Here is a 15,000-nt window from a genome sequence, read left to right on the forward strand (position 1 = left end):
TATGGTTCTTCTCACCCTGCCCCGAAGCCATTAGGTTACACCCATCATGTCTCACCTGCCCGATCCTTACGCGCAAAGCGAATTTTATTCTTATGTCGCGCTCAAACGCTTTGGCGCTTGGGTGATTGATGTTCTGGTGATCACTGTGATCTTGCTGATTGCAGGGATTTTCACAGTGGGGCTTGCGTGGTTTTTCTGGCCCGTATTCTTTGTGGCGCTTTCTTTTGTCTATACCGCGCTTACTCCAAAACCCGAAAATCCTCGTGAGTGACGACCCTGAAGCTATCTGACACCTGATCACGGAATGTTTTCCACTCTTTGGGCAGGGTCTCTCGAAAGAACCTCAGGATCGCATCTGCGAACTTCTTTTGTGTGGGGTAGTAGCGATTGTGAGTGACGTATTGGTGCATGACCGCCCATAATCGTTCTATCGGATTTAGGTGCGGGCAATAAGGCGGTAGCTGGATCAGTCGTATGCGGCAGTCTGGTCGTTTGAGGAATTCGCGCACGTCCGGGCCCTTATGGTAAGCCGCATTATCCCAGATGACATAGATGATCCGCGAGAGAGGATTGCGTTCCTCAATCTTGGCCAGAAGCTGGGCGGCACTGACCCCGTCTACGGTGGTTGGTTCGACAAAGGGCGCATCAAAATTCTCAAGGTTGAGCGCGCCATGGATATTAACCCGCCCGCGTCCCGCGGTGGTTGTCACGGTGGGCTTTGATCCTGCCTTGACCCAGCCAAACGCAGGCTTTGTCTGATATTCGGGATGCACCGCATCGGCGAAATACACGGCTTCATCGGCGCCCAACCCGTTCAGCAGCTGCTCGTATAGCGCAATGAATTCGGCTTGTTTCTCTTCAGATGCAACGCGTGGCAGCCCTTTCGGCTTCCGGTATTCATAGCCCAGCCGCGACAGAAGCTTGATGCAGCCCGAGTGGGAATAGTCCACGCCATATTGTGCCGCGATGTACGCCCTGATCTCGACAGTCGATCGACAGAAGCGGTCGTCCAGCCAGGTGCAAAGCTCCGTCTCTTGAGCTGTCGTCATGCGGGACTGACCACCCTTCCAGCCGTCGGTCGAAAGCGCGTCCCAGCCGCCCTCTCGGTAGGTCTTGTACCAGCCCCGAATGGTATCATCGTCCAGATACAGAAACTCCGCGATAGCCTGACAGGACTTACCGTCATCAAGGAGCAGGATTGCATTGGCGCGCCGTGCAACGCCGTGATCTTCGCGCTGGCTACGCACGCAAACCTCAAGTTCACGCCGTTCTGAAGAGGAGAGAAAACCGGGACGGATCATGCGCATATCTGAATCGTTGCCCACTCGAACGTCAACCCTTCAAATCTCGGTTCTTCAATGACTCCCAGTATATCGATGGTTTACCATTGCCAGCCAATCCGCCACATGGGGGATGCGGATCATGGCGATTGAATTGCGCAATGCAACGGGCGCGCGGCTCAATAGTTTCGAGGCGATGATGCATACGTTTTTGTTCATGCTCGCCTCTGGCTTTGTTCTGCCGCAAACGATTTCTGCCCTCATGATGATTTTGGGCCCGCGCAAACAGGGTCTGCACGATCTTTTCTTAGGCACAGTCGCCATAAATCGCCCGCAATAAGCGCGCAGTTTTCGCGGTATGGTTGCAATTTACTTGCCCATGCCCCTACATTGAGGCAGGCTATATTCAAATTTTCGCCGCTGAGGATCCATGCGCCACACTTTACCGATTGCACCGCAATTCTATGTGACTGCACCTCAAACCTGCCCTTACCTTCCAAATCGGCGGGAAAGAAAGCTTTTTACCGCATTACAGGGCGATCATGCGACTGAACTGAACGATAGCCTATCGAAGCAAGGCTTTCGCCGCTCGCAAAATGTGCTCTATCGCCCCGCTTGCGCTGATTGCACCGCCTGTCTCTCTGCGCGGATCAGGGTGGCGGATTTCGTACCAAGCAAAAGCCAAAAACGCACCAAAAAGCGCAATCTGGGGATGACCCGCAATGCCCGCGCCCCTTGGGCCACGGAAGAGCAATTCACCCTTTTCCGCCGCTATCTAGATGCGCGCCACGCCGATGGCGGCATGGCCGACATGGATGTGTTCGAATTTGCCGCGATGATTGAAGAAACACCCGTGCGCTCGCGCGTGGTGGAATATCGCGATGCGGGCAAGGATGCGGGATTAGCGGCGGTCTGCCTGACCGATATTCTCGATGACGGTCTCAGCCTTGTCTATTCCTTCTTTGATCCTGATTTGGATCACAGATCACTTGGCACGCATGTGATCTTGGATCATATCGATCTCGCACGCGAGGCAGGGCTGCCCTATGTCTATCTCGGCTATTGGGTGCCGGGGTCGGATAAAATGGCCTATAAGGCGCGGTTCTCAGCCCTGGAAATATATGTTTATGGCGCGTGGCAGGATATCGGAAATCCTGATGAATATTCCAACCAGACGCACCCTTTGTCGGTTGATCCGATTGCGCAACAGGTGGCGCAGATTTCCTTGCCAGACTTGATGGCCCCGCAGACAGCGAAATCTTCGCAAGACACGCCCTGAGGCCAACCCGTTTCACATCAGTATAAGCACCAAACGCAAACGGCCCCCCAAATTGGGGGGCCGCGCTTTTTCATGCACCCTGTCCTCTGCCCTTAATTGTTGGGCAGAAGGTCAGGCACGATGGTCACGATGTCAGGGAACAGCCACAACAGGCCCAGTCCCACAACTTGGATCAACACGAAGGGGATCACGCCGCGATAGATGTTGCGTGTCGTCACGCTGGCAGGGGCAACCCCGCGCAGATAGAACAACGCAAATCCAAAGGGCGGTGTCAGGAACGAGGTCTGCAGGTTCACCGCGATCATGATGGTCACCCATTTCGGATCCAATGTGCCGCCATAAATAACAGGCCCCACGATTGGGATCACGATGTAGATGATCTCGAGGAAGTCGAGAACAAAGCCCAAGACAAACAAGATCAGCATCACCAAGAGGAACACGACCATCTCATTGTCGAAAGCGCGCAGGAATTGTTGAATGTAATGCTCGCCCCCGAAGGAGATCAGAACAAGGTTCAACAACTGCGACCCGATGAGAATGGTGAACACCATCGAGGTCACTTTTGCCGTTTCCCGCACCACAGGCGTCAGAACGCTGCGGCGATAGAGAACATAGCAGCTGTAAAGCAGCCCGCCGAAGGCGAAGTGATAGGCAAATTGCGCGATGAAATAAGCAATCCAATCTTGCAACGGCACCTCAGAGCGGCTGATGCGCAGATCGAAATTGACACCCACCAAGATCAGGATGACCAGCGCGAAAGACGCCCAGATCACGATCTTTGATTTCTTGTCTTCTTCGCTCAGCTTACGATGCGCGGCGAGCATGATCGCCCCTGCCGCACCCAAAGCCGCCGCAGGTGTCGGGTTGGAAATACCGCCAAGGATAGATCCCAAAACCGCAACGATCAGAACGAGGGGCGGGAACACCACGCGCAACAGATCATTTTGCGACATCCGCATCATTGCAATCCGACAGCCATAAATGGTGAGGGCAAACGGAAGGGCGAGGTAGATCCACGCTGCACCCGAACTGGTCGCGGGCGTGATGAACAACATATCCACCGCAAAGGCCAAGGCCACGCCGATCCCACCGATCAGCAACGGACGCGCGTTTTCATTTGGCGCAACACCGCGTGCCGTGGTCAGGATCAGTGCCAAGAGGATAAAGATTGTCGCCACGCCAGACCCGATCGGTGCCGCATTGGCAACCGCCGCCTCGCGAGCTGCAGCCATTTCCTCTTCGGACAATTCGCGGGTTTCACCTGTTGCACCTGATGCTGCAATCTCGGCCGTCTCAACCACGGCTTGATCCCATGCCTCTTGGCCATGCAGCTCAATCATCGCCGCTTGGCAGGTTTCGCTCACATTCGTGCGCAGGCTGGCGGAACGGCTGTTGTTTTCCATGTTGGAAACAAAGATCGACTGGCTGCCAATCACACCGCTACTTGCCCCAAGAACCGCCGCAAAGATAAGGGCGGCAGGCGCGGCCAAGAACCATGTCAGCGCCTCATTGCGGGTGATCGGGGTCGCATTGGTCGAGCCCATCTGAACCGCAGGCGCCTTGCTTGGATTGAACAAGGCAAAGCCGAAGGCATAAGCAGCATAAAGGAACGCCAAGAAGATACCTGGCAAAATCGCGGCTTGGAACAAGGTGCCCACAGAAAGAACCGCAGGCTCGCCCAGATAGGTCAACGCATCGGTGCAACCCGCCACTTGGGCACGGGTTTCCTGGCCCGTAGCATAGAGGTCACCCACCAATGTGCCCAGAAGAACAATCACGATAGAGGGCGGGATAATCTGGCCCAAAGTGCCAGAGGCCGCAATCACACCCGTTGCCAGTTCGGGCGAGTAGTTGTTGCGCAACATTGTTGGCAAAGCCAAGAGGCCCATGGTCACCACAGTCGCCCCAACGATCCCCGTGGAGGCCGCAAGGAACGCACCCACAATCACGATGGACACCGCCAAGCCACCGGGCAGCGGGCCAAAGACGCGCGCCATGGTGGTCAGCAGGTCATCGGCGATCTTTGAACGCTCCAGCGTGATCCCCATCAAAACGAACATCAAAACGGCCAAAAGCGTTTCGATGGACTGACCCGCGATCACACGCTCGTTCATGCGGTTCACGATAAAGGAGATGTTGCGATCCATCGCCATTTCCCACCCGCCGGGGAAGAGATGTTCCTCAATCCGCGGCAATTCGGGGTATCGGAACACCGATATGGTTTCGCGGGCAATCCCGCTTTCGACCAAGGCGTGATACTGGTCAGAGGCCGTATCAATCGCTTGGTGGATCAATAACCCCGCCGAGTCGAGCGCAGCAATAATCGCAAAGGAGATGATCCCCGCCCCGCCAATAGCAAAGGCAACGGGGAAGCCTGTCATGATCCCGCCAAACAGCGTCAGGAACACGATAATCAGACCGATCTCAATTCCATCCAATCCAAAAATCATTTTCTTTTCTTTCCTTCAGGCACGTCTAGGCGTGGATCTTAATGGCCCGCAGCATGCAGGGCTTCAGTCTCTGCATCTTGCGGGTCAAGGTCACGATACTTGTCTGCGCTTTCTTCACCCTCGACATATTCGAGGAAGGCGCGCCAAAACACCGCCAGCGCATGGACGAAAACCATGACGCAGAAGATGACCAACAAGACCTTGAAGATGAAATAGGCGTTAAACCCGTTGGGGCTAAAGCCGATGGTTTCCACGTTCCACCGCAACACACGCGCTTGCATGATCATACGATCCAACTCGCTTGAGGCGGAGGGGTTTGGCACCACAAGGTGACGCCACATGAAGAACCATGCGTAAAGGTAGGTCAGAACGGTTGTGGGCAGCATAAAGAACAGCGCCCCGCCCATGTCGACAATGCGCCTTGCGCGGTGTTTCATGCCAGAATAAAACAGGTCAACGCGCACATGCCCGCCCTGCACGAATGTGTAAGACACGCAAAGGCAGACGATCATAGCGTTATAAAGCTTTAGTTCCTCAGCCCACCAAGACAGGTCTTGCGCAAAACTGATCCCAAGCGGGCCAAGCTGAATATCTGGCACGCGGAAAATTCTTTGCAGGAAGACGATCATCACCTGCTGCAGCACCATGATTAAGCCAACCCATGCAACTGTGCGACCCACGCCATTGGCGAATGCCTCAAGCGCGCGCACCATCGCCCATAGGATTTGGCGTTTCCAAACCGCACCGATGACGGTGATGATCAAGAAGGCGGTGAAGACGACAAAGAAGAACTCCACCGATGCACCATAGTAGATGAACCGCACGAGGGACTCGTTATTGCTCCAATCCAACCATGACCCAGGGTTCATGAGCGCGATTGCCAGATTGTAAGGGGCCATCGCGATATTGGTGAAGACCCAGACAATGAAATCAATCATGTGACTATCCTTGCAGAAGCGGGCGTTGCATCAACGGAATTTGCAGCACCGCAGCACGCAGAAATCTGCACGCGCTTGGCGCTGGATCTGTCCCGCTATGAGAGGCAGCTTCGGGGAGATGTAAGAAAAACTCCTCCCCCGCTTGCACGGGAGAGGAGCCGAAGTTCAGACGATTAGCCTGCGTTCACACGGTTACGCTGGCGCATATATTCGCCATCACCGATGTCATACCAGCCGACCGATTCCTGCATCGCAGCGAAGTAGCTTTCTGCGATCTGTGCATAGATCGGATCGCCCATGTTCTCTTCGCGCACTTCTGCGGAAGCACGGCCGAACGCATCCCAAACATCATCAGGGAACTGACGTGTCTGGATGCCGCCTGCGCGCAGACGCTCAAGCGCCGCACCGTTTTCCTGCAGCGTCATCGCCAAGGATTTGGAGTTTGCTGCCGCACATGCCGCGTCAACGATTTGCTTCTGTGCATTGGTGAAGCTTTCGTAAACATCGAGGTTGAACGACAAGGTCAATGCAGAACCTGGCTCGTGGAAGCCTGCGGTGTAGTAGATCGAGGTTGCTTCCTGGAAGCCCATGCGCTCATCCGCGAAGGGGCCGATCCATTCCGCACCGTCAATCTGACCAGAAGCAAGCGCCTGATAGATTTCGCCGCCAGGAATGTTCTGAACGGATGCACCCAAGCGGCCAAGAACCTGACCACCCTGGCCGGGCATACGGAAGCGCAGACCCTGAAGGTCATCAGCCGAGTTGATTTCTTTGTTGAACCAACCACCTGGCTGCATCGCTGTGTTGCCGCAAGTGAAGGATTTCAGGTTAAAGAGACCTGCAAGCTCGTTGTGCAGCTCGTGGCCACCACGGTTGTAATACCAGTTGGCGAATTCCTGACCAGTCATACCGAAAGGCACGGCGGTGAAGAATGCAAAGCCAGGGTGCTGGTTCAAGAAGTAGTAATCAGCCGAGTGATACATATCAGCCTGACCAGAGGACACGGCGTCAAACACTTCGAACGCGCCAACAAGGCTGCCTGCAGGCATCTTGTTGATGGTCAGCTGACCATCGGTCATAGCAGTGATGTAGTCTGCCGCCATCTGTGCCGCGTCATCAAAGATCGCGAAACCATCAGGAACCGAAGTTACCAATGTCAGCGTACGATTGCCCTGAGCGTAAAGTGGTGCGGCCAAAGTCGAAGCTGCGGCTGCTGTCCCCCCAAGGGCAGACGTTCTCAAGAAAGAACGACGATCCATAGTATTCCTCCCATTCGGACACTGCCGCATTGGTGCGACAGTTTTTCGTTTCAAGGTTCTGCCACGCTACAGCAACAAAATTGCGCCGCAAACCAATTTCCGCGCTCGAAGCCCCGATTTTGTAAAATTTTTTTACCAAAAGAGCCATTTTCCCTAAAATATATCGCAAATTCTGACCTAATTTTAGAAGAGGTGAATGGATTTTACGCAAGCGATCAACTTAAGGTTACAATTGAACGCTGCGCACTCGCCATGATCTGCGCCCGCGCTCCGAATCTTTTCAAACGCAAGGGCACCTACAGTTTCCCCGATCTTGCCCCTCCCAAAGCGCATAGTCCTATCGGAAAGCAAAAGCGGCCATCATCCCCAAGTTCGGATGGTCGAATTCAGAAAACCATCCAATCGGGCTATTCTGGGATATAAAATTGCGCATTTTCGCCGCCAAAAGACAGTTTATTTAATTTCTACCCTGCAAACGCTGTTGACCTCCCCCCCGCGGATACCTAATGTCGCCCCAATTATAGGAGATTGGGATGCTAGATTTGGTGGTCGTAAATGTGGGAGTGACAGTGCGCATGGGTCGGTGACGATAGCCATAAAAACCCCCATGCGCCCTCGGATATCACCGAGGGCTTTTTTATTCGCAACACCCCATAAAACACCGCCCCGTATAGCGGCCAAAGTGTAAAACGAAGGACAAACACAGATGACTCGTCAGATGACCGGTGCAAAGATGGTGGTCGAAGCCTTGATCGAACAAGGCGTTGATACGGTGTTCGGGTATCCAGGTGGCGCCGTTCTGCCCATCTATGACGAGATCTTTCAACAAAATCACATTCGCCACATTCTTGTGCGTCATGAGCAAGGGGCGGTGCATGCCGCCGAAGGCTATGCCCGCGCCACGGGCAAACCGGGTGTTGTGTTGGTCACCTCTGGCCCCGGGGCAACCAATGCTGTGACAGGGTTGGTGGATGCGTTGATGGATTCGATCCCAATCGTGGTTCTGACGGGTCAGGTTCCAACCTTCATGATTGGGTCAGACGCATTCCAAGAGGCCGATACAGTTGGCATCACCCGCCCCTGCACCAAGATGAACTGGTTGGTCAAAGACACAGATCACCTGTCATCCACCATTCACGAGGCGTTTCACATCGCCACAAAAGGCCGCCCAGGCCCCGTTTTGATCGACATTCCAAAAGATGTGCAATTCGCAACAGGCACCTATGTCGAAAAGCCCCGCGCGAAGGTTGATCACTATACCCCGCGCGTCAAAGGCGACACCGCGATGATCACCGCCTTGGTCGAGGCCATGGAACAGGCGGAGCGTCCGATTTTTTACACAGGCGGCGGCGTGATCAATTCTGGCCCCGCGGCGAGCAAGCTGCTGCGTGAACTGGTCGAGGCGACTGGATTTCCTATCACGTCAACCTTGATGGGGCTTGGCGCCTATCCCGCATCAGGCGAGAAATGGTTGGGGATGCTGGGTATGCATGGCCTTTACGAGGCCAACCTTGCCATGCATGGCTGCGATTTGATGATCAATATTGGCGCGCGGTTTGACGACCGCATCACAGGGCGCATCAACGCGTTTTCGCCAAACAGCCTCAAGGCGCATGTCGATATTGATCCCTCCTCGATTAACAAGGTGATCCATGCGGATTTCCCTATCATCGGGGATGTGTCCCATGTGTTGGAAGATATGCTGCGCATCTGGAAATCGCGCGGCAGCAAAACGAATTCCGCAGCGGTCAAGAAATGGTGGGGCCAGATCGAAGAATGGCGCGCCGTGAAATGCCTCAGCTATAAAAATTCGACCAAGACAATCAAACCGCAATATGCGCTTGAGCGGCTTGAGGCGCTGACGAAAGGCATGGATCGCTACATCACAACTGAGGTCGGCCAACACCAGATGTGGGCCGCGCAATATTTGGGTTTTGAAGACCCCAATCGTTGGATGACCTCTGGCGGCCTTGGCACAATGGGCTATGGCACACCCGCCTCAATCGGGGTGCAGGTCGCCCATCCTGACGCCTTAGTAATCAATGTGGCGGGCGAGGCATCATGGCTGATGAACATGCAGGAAATGGGCACGGCCGTGCAATACCGCCTGCCCGTCAAGCAATTCATCCTCAACAACGAACGTCTTGGCATGGTGCGCCAATGGCAGGAATTGCTGCATGGCGAACGCTACAGCCATTCATGGTCAGAGGCCCTGCCCGATTTCGTGAAACTGGCCGAAGCGTTCGGGTGCAAGGGTATCCTGTGCGATAATCCTGATGATCTGGATGAGGCGATTAAAGAAATGCTCGCCTATGACGGGCCTGTGATTTTCGACTGTTTGGTTGAGAAGCATGAAAATTGCTTCCCAATGATCCCATCGGGCAAGGCACATAATGAAATGTTGTTGGGCGAGGCTGAAACCCAAGGCGTGATTGACGCCAAGGGCAGCGTCTTGGTCTAAGGAAAGGGTGTAATCATGTCTCCGCTCAATATCGAAAAAGGCTCTAGCAGCCATTCGGCCTATGATCTGCGCAGCCATATGTCTGACGCGATTGAAACCCACACGCTTGCGGTTTTGGTGCAAAACGAAGCGGGCGTTCTGGCCCGTGTCATCGGGCTGTTTTCGGGCCGTGGTTATAATATCGAAAGCCTGACTGTGGCTGAGGTTGATCATGCAGGCCATCGGTCACGCATCACGATTGTGACCTCAGGCACGCCGCAGGTGATCAACCAAATCAAAATGCAGCTTGAGCGTATGGTGCCCGTCCATGAGGTGCATGACCTCACCGTGGAAGGCGCGATGGTCAGCCGTGAATTGGCCTTGTTCAAGGTCAAAGGCAAGGGTGAGCATCGTGTCGAAGCCTTGCGCATTGCCGAGATTTTCCGCGCCAATGTGGTGGACAGCACTTTGGAAAGTTTCGTCTTTGAAATCACAGGCACGCCCGAGAAAATTGACGCCTTTGCCGATCTCATGCGCCCCTTGGGCCTGTTAGAGGTTGCCCGCACAGGCGTTGCTGCAATTGCGCGCGGTGCGTAACCGCATAGGTCGCTTCCCATAGTCTCAAAGGTCGCGTTTTGATAAGATCAGTGCGGCCTTAGCCTTCAAAAAAGATCATCCCCATCTGGGGCGCATCTTTTCTTGGGGGGAAAGACCTATGCCTGATGATTTGATCAAGCACGATCTCGACAGCGTTCTTGCGCCAATTTCGCGCGCCAATGGCCTGCCGAATGCGCATTACACCGACCCCGCAACAATCGCTCGTGAAAACCGCGCGGCGCTTGAGCATCAATGGGCCGCTTTGGCCGTTGGGGCCGATGTGCCTGAAAATGGCGATGCAAAACCGATTGAATTTTTGGGCCAACCCCTGCTGCTTTTGCGTGATGACACAGGGGCGGTGCGGGTCTTTTTCAACATCTGCCGTCACCGCGGTATGATTTTGGTCGATGCGCCGCGCAAAATCGAAGGCGCGATCCGCTGCCCCTATCATTCATGGTGCTATGCCAAGGATGGCCGCCTTGTGGCCACGCCCCATGTGGGCGGGCCAGGCCAAAACCAACATGAAGGGATTGAGCGGGCGACCTTGGGCCTCAAAGAGGTGCGCAGCCATATCTGGCGAGATGTGGTATTTATCAACCTTTCGGGCGATGCGCCCGATTTTGAAACCCAACACCAAGCCGCCCTCACCCGTTGGGCTGAATTTGAAAAGCCGCTTTATCATGGCGGCGAAGACAGCCGCTTTACCTTGGATGTGAATACGAATTGGAAACTCGCAGTCGAGAATTATTGCGAGAGCTATCACTTGCCATGGGTGCATCCGGGCCTGAACAGCTATTCACGCCTCGAAGATCACTATCACATTGAAGAAGAACAAAAATTCTCGGGCCAAGGCACGCTTGTCTATCGCCAGCTCAAGGATGAGAAAGGTCAAAGCTTCCCTGATTTTGACGGGCTGTCGCAGGCATGGGACACCGCCGCCGAATATATCGCGCTTTATCCCAATGTCTTGCTGGGCGTGCATCGCGATCATGCCTTTGCGATCATTCTAGAGCCTGTCGCCCATAACCGCACGCGCGAACATGTGCATCTCTACTATGCCACCCCAAAGACCGATCCTGCCTTGCGCGCGAAAAACGCCAAGCTGTGGAAGGATGTCTTTATCGAAGATATTTTTGTGGTGGAGGGGATGCAAAAAGGGCGTGCTGCCGCAGGGTTTGATGGGGGCCGCTTTGCCCCCGCGATGGACGGGCCGACACATATGTTCCACCAATGGGTGGCGCAGCGGTTGCGCGACACGGAAAGCGGATTGTGAGCGCCCCAAAATCCGCGCTTGATGCCGCACTTCTTGCGGCCCATGCGGCAGGCGATAAAGAACGCATTGCGCAGATATATGCGAAGGCCGCCGATGATATGGATGCGGCCTCTGCCGCGTTTTATTTGACCCATGCTTATGTGTTTGCCCTAGATGCAGGGCTGCCCGAGGCCGAAACCTATCGGCGTGCCTTGGTCGAATTGGGGGCCGAGCCGACCGGCTAGGCGCTCACCCACCCCCCAAAATACGGCGCACATAATTTTGTGTCTCTTGAAAGGGCGGCACACCGCCATGGGTGTTCACGGCTTGTGGCCCTGCATTATAGGCCGCCAAGGCCAAACGCCATGAGCGGAAATTGCGATATTGCATCGCCAAATAGCGCGCACCCCCTTCTAGGTTTTGCGCAGGATCATGCGGGTTTACCCCCAAGAGATCAGCCGTATCTGGCATCAATTGTGCCAAACCAATCGCCCCCGCGTGGCTGATGGCGCGCGGGTTCCAGTTCGATTCAACCGCAACAAGGCGTAGGAACAAATCCTCAGGCACGCCATGACGGCGCGCTGCATTGCGGGCAAGATCAAGATAGGCCTGAGGGGCCTGCCCCGAAAAGCGCGGGATCGCCGCGCCAAGGGCCGCATCGTAATCAGGGCGCAAGCGTTCTGAATTGGAATATTGGCTTGAGGCGCGGCTGTCCAAAACCCGTGCCGCTGAACGGAAACGATCAAGGCTATTGCCATAGGCCATAGAGATTTGCCCAAATATTAGGACAAATCCCACAGAAATCAGGCTGACTTTCTGCACCTTCACGGCCCATTCACCTCATAAACCTGTGTTGTTTTAGCCTGTATCCCCTACAGCGCCAAGCGCTTGTGCGCCGCCTGCAAATGAAATTCGGGTTTCATTAACCAATTTACGATGGTCTAAACATATCTCAAAGGCGCAGATTCGCGGCCACGACTATGGGAGAGGTGACATGGCAGGTTCGGTTAATAAGGTAATTCTGGTCGGGAATTTGGGGCGCGACCCTGAGGTGCGCAGCTTTCAGAATGGCGGCAAAGTGTGCAATTTGCGCATCGCGACATCTGAAAACTGGAAAGATCGCAACACAGGCGAGCGGCGCGAGCGCACAGAATGGCACTCGGTGGCGATTTTCTCAGAACCTTTGGCCCGCATTGCAGAACAATATCTGCGCAAAGGGTCAAAGGTCTATATCGAAGGCCAGTTGGAAACCCGCAAATGGCAGGATCAAAATGGGCAGGATCGTTACACGACCGAGGTGGTCTTGCGTCCCTATCGTGGCGAGTTGACCTTGCTTGATGGTCGCAATGACCAATCGGGTGGTGGTGGCAGCTATGGCGATAGCGGCGGCTATGGCGGCGGAGATGACCGCATCAGCGGCGGCGGTTTCCCAGATGATCGCGGAATGGATCGCGGTGGTGCGGGCCAATCCATGCCAAGCGATATGGATGACGAAATCCCCTTCTAAGTTGCTTGCCCCCCCTGCCCCAAGCGCGTAAATCCTCATCACAAATTTGGTAAATGCCACCCGCGCGGGTTGCGCGTGGTGGCTTTTGTCAGGCACAAGATCGGCACAGCGCAACAAAGCGAGATACGCATATGAGCAAATCGGCCCGAAAATCCCTGTCCAAGATTTTTGTCTGGGCAATCCTTGGCCTGCTATTTGTGGCCCTAGCAGGCTTTGGGATCGGGTCGTTCTCAGGCGGCGCCTCGCGGATGGGATCGGTCGGCGATATTGAGATCAGCGCCGAAGATTATGCCCGCGCCCTAGATCAAGAATTGCGTGCCCGCAGCGGGGAGACGGGGGAAAATGTGACCCTGTCGATGCTGATTGCCAACGGCATAGATGCACAGGTGCGTCAGGGCCTTTTTGCGCGCGCGGCCCTTGATAATGAGGCGGCGATGATGACGCTCTCCATCGGGGATGAGGAGATCGCCAACCAGATTTTGCAAATCCCCGCTTTCCAAGGTGCAGATGGCACGTTCGACCGCCAAGCCTATGAGTTTTTTCTTAGCCAACGTGGTTTGAGTGCCGGCGAATTTGAGGAAGAAATTCGTGCGGATATCGCCCGCTCCATCCTGCAATCTGCGATTTTGGGGCGCGTGCCTGCGCCTGCGGCATTGGTTGATCCTTTGGTGGCCTATCAACAAGAATCCCGTGGCTTTTCTTATCTGCCTTTGACCGCCGCCGATTTGGACGCCCCCGTGCCTGCCCCTACGGAAGAGCAGATCATAACCCATTACGAGGCGTTCCCAGATCGCTTTACCTTGCCCGAGGCCCGCGAGATCACCTATATCTGGATCACGCCCAACATCATCATGGATGATATCCCCGTCAGCGACAGCACGCTGCAAAGCCTCTATCAGGAACGCATTGAGGAATACCGCCAACCCGAGCGCCGCTTGGTGGAGCGTTTGGTCTACCCCACCGAAGCCGAGGCCGAAGCCGCTTGGGCGCGCCTCAATGACGGCAGCGCAGATTTTGAAACCCTCGTGAGCGAACGTGGGCTGTTGTTGGAAGACACCGATATGGGGGATGTTACCCGCGATGATCTCTCTGCCACCGAGGCAGAGGCCGTTTTCGCCGCAAGCGATGCGGAATTCGTGGGCCCCGTTGCCTCGCCCTTTGGCCCTGCAATTTTCCGCATCAATGCCGTGTTGGATGCGACAGAAATCCCGTTCGAAGAGGTGCAGGACGACCTGCGCAGCGAAGTCACGGCGGATGCCGCGCGCCGCGCCATTTCTGACCTGCGCGAAGGGTTTGACGACCTCCTCGCCTCAGGCGCCACCCTTGAGGAGGTCGCGGATGAGACGCAAATGGTGCTTGGCACGATCCGCTATGATGGCAGCCAAGAGGATGGCATTGCCGCCTACGAAGCTTTCCGCGCGGTTGCAGACACGATTGAAGATGGGGATTTCCCCGAAATTCTCGATCTCTCCGATGGCGGGGTATTCGCCCTGCGGCTTGACCAAATCGTGTTGCCAACCCTGCCGCCTCTTGACGATGTGCGCGCGGATGTCATCGCGGATTGGACAATCTATGCGACCCAAGACGCGCTCTTGGCCCGCGCCGAAGAAATCCGCGCCGATATCGCGGCCTCGGGTCGGCGCCTTGAGCGGTTTGGCGGCTTGATGCGCGAGACAGATGTGCGGCGCAATGACTTTATCGCGGATACGCCTGACGCGCTGGTGCAAACAGTGTTTGGCCTGTCCCGCACGGGCGAGATTGCGGTTGTCGGCGGTGAGGCGCAGGCCTTGGTCGTGCGCCTTGATGCGATCAACCCTGCCGATCGCGCCGACCCTGATACGGATCTTTTGGCCAATATCCTGACCCAACAAATCAGCCAGTCCCTGACGGCCGATTTATTCGAAGATTTCGGACGCCAGATGCAATCGGCGGTCGGCCTTACCTTTAACCAATCCGTGGTCAACCAAGTCCACGCATCCTTCCCATAAGGCACGGATC

14 protein-coding genes are annotated in these 15,000 nt (G+C 55.3%); 9 read left to right on the forward strand and 5 right to left on the reverse strand.

Going from position 1 to position 15,000, the window contains the following annotated elements; all coding sequences use genetic code 11:
* Positions 1–46: 46 nt before the first annotated feature.
* Positions 47–271 (forward strand): hypothetical protein, encoded by a 225-nt coding sequence (locus I3V23_03440; GenBank protein ID QPI86052.1) that lies wholly within the window; start codon positions 47–49, stop codon positions 269–271.
* Here I3V23_03440 and I3V23_03445 read toward each other — a convergent pair.
* Positions 240–1,301 (reverse strand): IS630 family transposase, encoded by a 1,062-nt coding sequence (locus I3V23_03445; GenBank protein ID QPI86666.1) that lies wholly within the window; start codon positions 1,299–1,301, stop codon positions 240–242. The two genes, I3V23_03440 and I3V23_03445, sit on opposite strands and share 32 nt — an antisense overlap.
* A 112-nt stretch (positions 1,302–1,413) precedes the next feature.
* On the opposite strand from I3V23_03445, the gene I3V23_03450 reads away from it, so the two are divergent.
* Together I3V23_03450 and I3V23_03455 are read left to right on the forward strand one after the other, a co-directional pair.
* Positions 1,414–1,620 carry an RDD family protein gene (locus I3V23_03450; protein ID QPI86667.1) on the forward strand — a complete coding sequence of 69 codons (207 nt, stop codon included), beginning with the start codon at positions 1,414–1,416 and terminating at the stop codon, positions 1,618–1,620.
* A gap of 90 nt (positions 1,621–1,710) precedes the next feature.
* Complete coding sequence (locus I3V23_03455) at positions 1,711–2,559, forward strand: arginyltransferase (GenBank protein ID QPI86053.1); 849 nt, start codon at positions 1,711–1,713, stop codon at positions 2,557–2,559.
* A 92-nt stretch (positions 2,560–2,651) separates the two neighbouring features.
* On the opposite strand, the gene I3V23_03460 is transcribed toward I3V23_03455, so the two are convergent.
* From I3V23_03460 to I3V23_03470, 3 genes are all read right to left on the reverse strand, one after another.
* Complete coding sequence (locus I3V23_03460) at positions 2,652–5,009, reverse strand: TRAP transporter large permease subunit (protein ID QPI86054.1); 2,358 nt, start codon at positions 5,007–5,009, stop codon at positions 2,652–2,654.
* A gap of 38 nt (positions 5,010–5,047) precedes the next feature.
* Entirely contained in the window at positions 5,048–5,947 is a 900-nt protein-coding gene (locus I3V23_03465) for a TRAP transporter small permease subunit (protein ID QPI86055.1), read from the reverse strand.
* A 173-nt stretch (positions 5,948–6,120) separates the two neighbouring features.
* Positions 6,121–7,206 carry a TRAP transporter substrate-binding protein gene (locus I3V23_03470; GenBank protein ID QPI86056.1) on the reverse strand — a complete coding sequence of 362 codons (1,086 nt, stop codon included), beginning with the start codon at positions 7,204–7,206 and terminating at the stop codon, positions 6,121–6,123.
* A 706-nt stretch (positions 7,207–7,912) separates the two neighbouring features.
* Between I3V23_03470 and I3V23_03475 the strand changes: the two genes are divergently transcribed.
* From I3V23_03475 to I3V23_03490, 4 genes are all read left to right on the forward strand, one after another.
* Entirely contained in the window at positions 7,913–9,667 is a 1,755-nt protein-coding gene (locus tag I3V23_03475; protein ID QPI86057.1) for an acetolactate synthase 3 large subunit, read from the forward strand.
* Between the two features lie 15 nt (positions 9,668–9,682).
* On the forward strand, positions 9,683–10,243 hold the full coding sequence (gene ilvN, locus I3V23_03480; GenBank protein QPI86058.1) for an acetolactate synthase small subunit: 561 nt from the start codon (positions 9,683–9,685) through the stop codon (positions 10,241–10,243).
* Between the two features lie 118 nt (positions 10,244–10,361).
* Positions 10,362–11,516, forward strand: coding sequence for an aromatic ring-hydroxylating dioxygenase subunit alpha (locus I3V23_03485; protein QPI86059.1), 1,155 nt, complete (start codon positions 10,362–10,364; stop codon positions 11,514–11,516).
* The gene (locus tag I3V23_03490) at positions 11,474–11,740 is read left to right on the forward strand and encodes a hypothetical protein (protein ID QPI86060.1); all 267 of its coding nucleotides are present in this window, start codon (positions 11,474–11,476) and stop codon (positions 11,738–11,740) included. The genes I3V23_03485 and I3V23_03490 overlap by 43 nt, the downstream gene beginning before the upstream one ends.
* A 4-nt stretch (positions 11,741–11,744) precedes the next feature.
* Here the strand turns inward: I3V23_03490 and I3V23_03495 are convergent, their stop codons facing one another.
* The gene (locus I3V23_03495; GenBank protein QPI86668.1) at positions 11,745–12,260 is read right to left on the reverse strand and encodes a lytic transglycosylase domain-containing protein; all 516 of its coding nucleotides are present in this window, start codon (positions 12,258–12,260) and stop codon (positions 11,745–11,747) included.
* Between the two features lie 229 nt (positions 12,261–12,489).
* Here I3V23_03495 and ssb point away from each other — a divergent pair, with 229 nt between their 5' ends.
* Both ssb and I3V23_03505 read left to right on the forward strand, forming a co-directional pair.
* Positions 12,490–13,002: a single-stranded DNA-binding protein gene (ssb, locus tag I3V23_03500; GenBank protein QPI86061.1), complete on the forward strand. Its 513-nt coding sequence runs from the start codon at positions 12,490–12,492 to the stop codon at positions 13,000–13,002.
* A 131-nt stretch (positions 13,003–13,133) separates the two neighbouring features.
* The gene (locus I3V23_03505) at positions 13,134–14,990 is read left to right on the forward strand and encodes a SurA N-terminal domain-containing protein (GenBank protein QPI86062.1); all 1,857 of its coding nucleotides are present in this window, start codon (positions 13,134–13,136) and stop codon (positions 14,988–14,990) included.
* Positions 14,991–15,000 lie beyond the last annotated feature (10 nt).

This window comes from Rhodobacterales bacterium HKCCA1288, assembly GCA_015693905.1.
Taxonomy (GTDB): Bacteria; Pseudomonadota; Alphaproteobacteria; order Rhodobacterales; family Rhodobacteraceae; genus M30B80.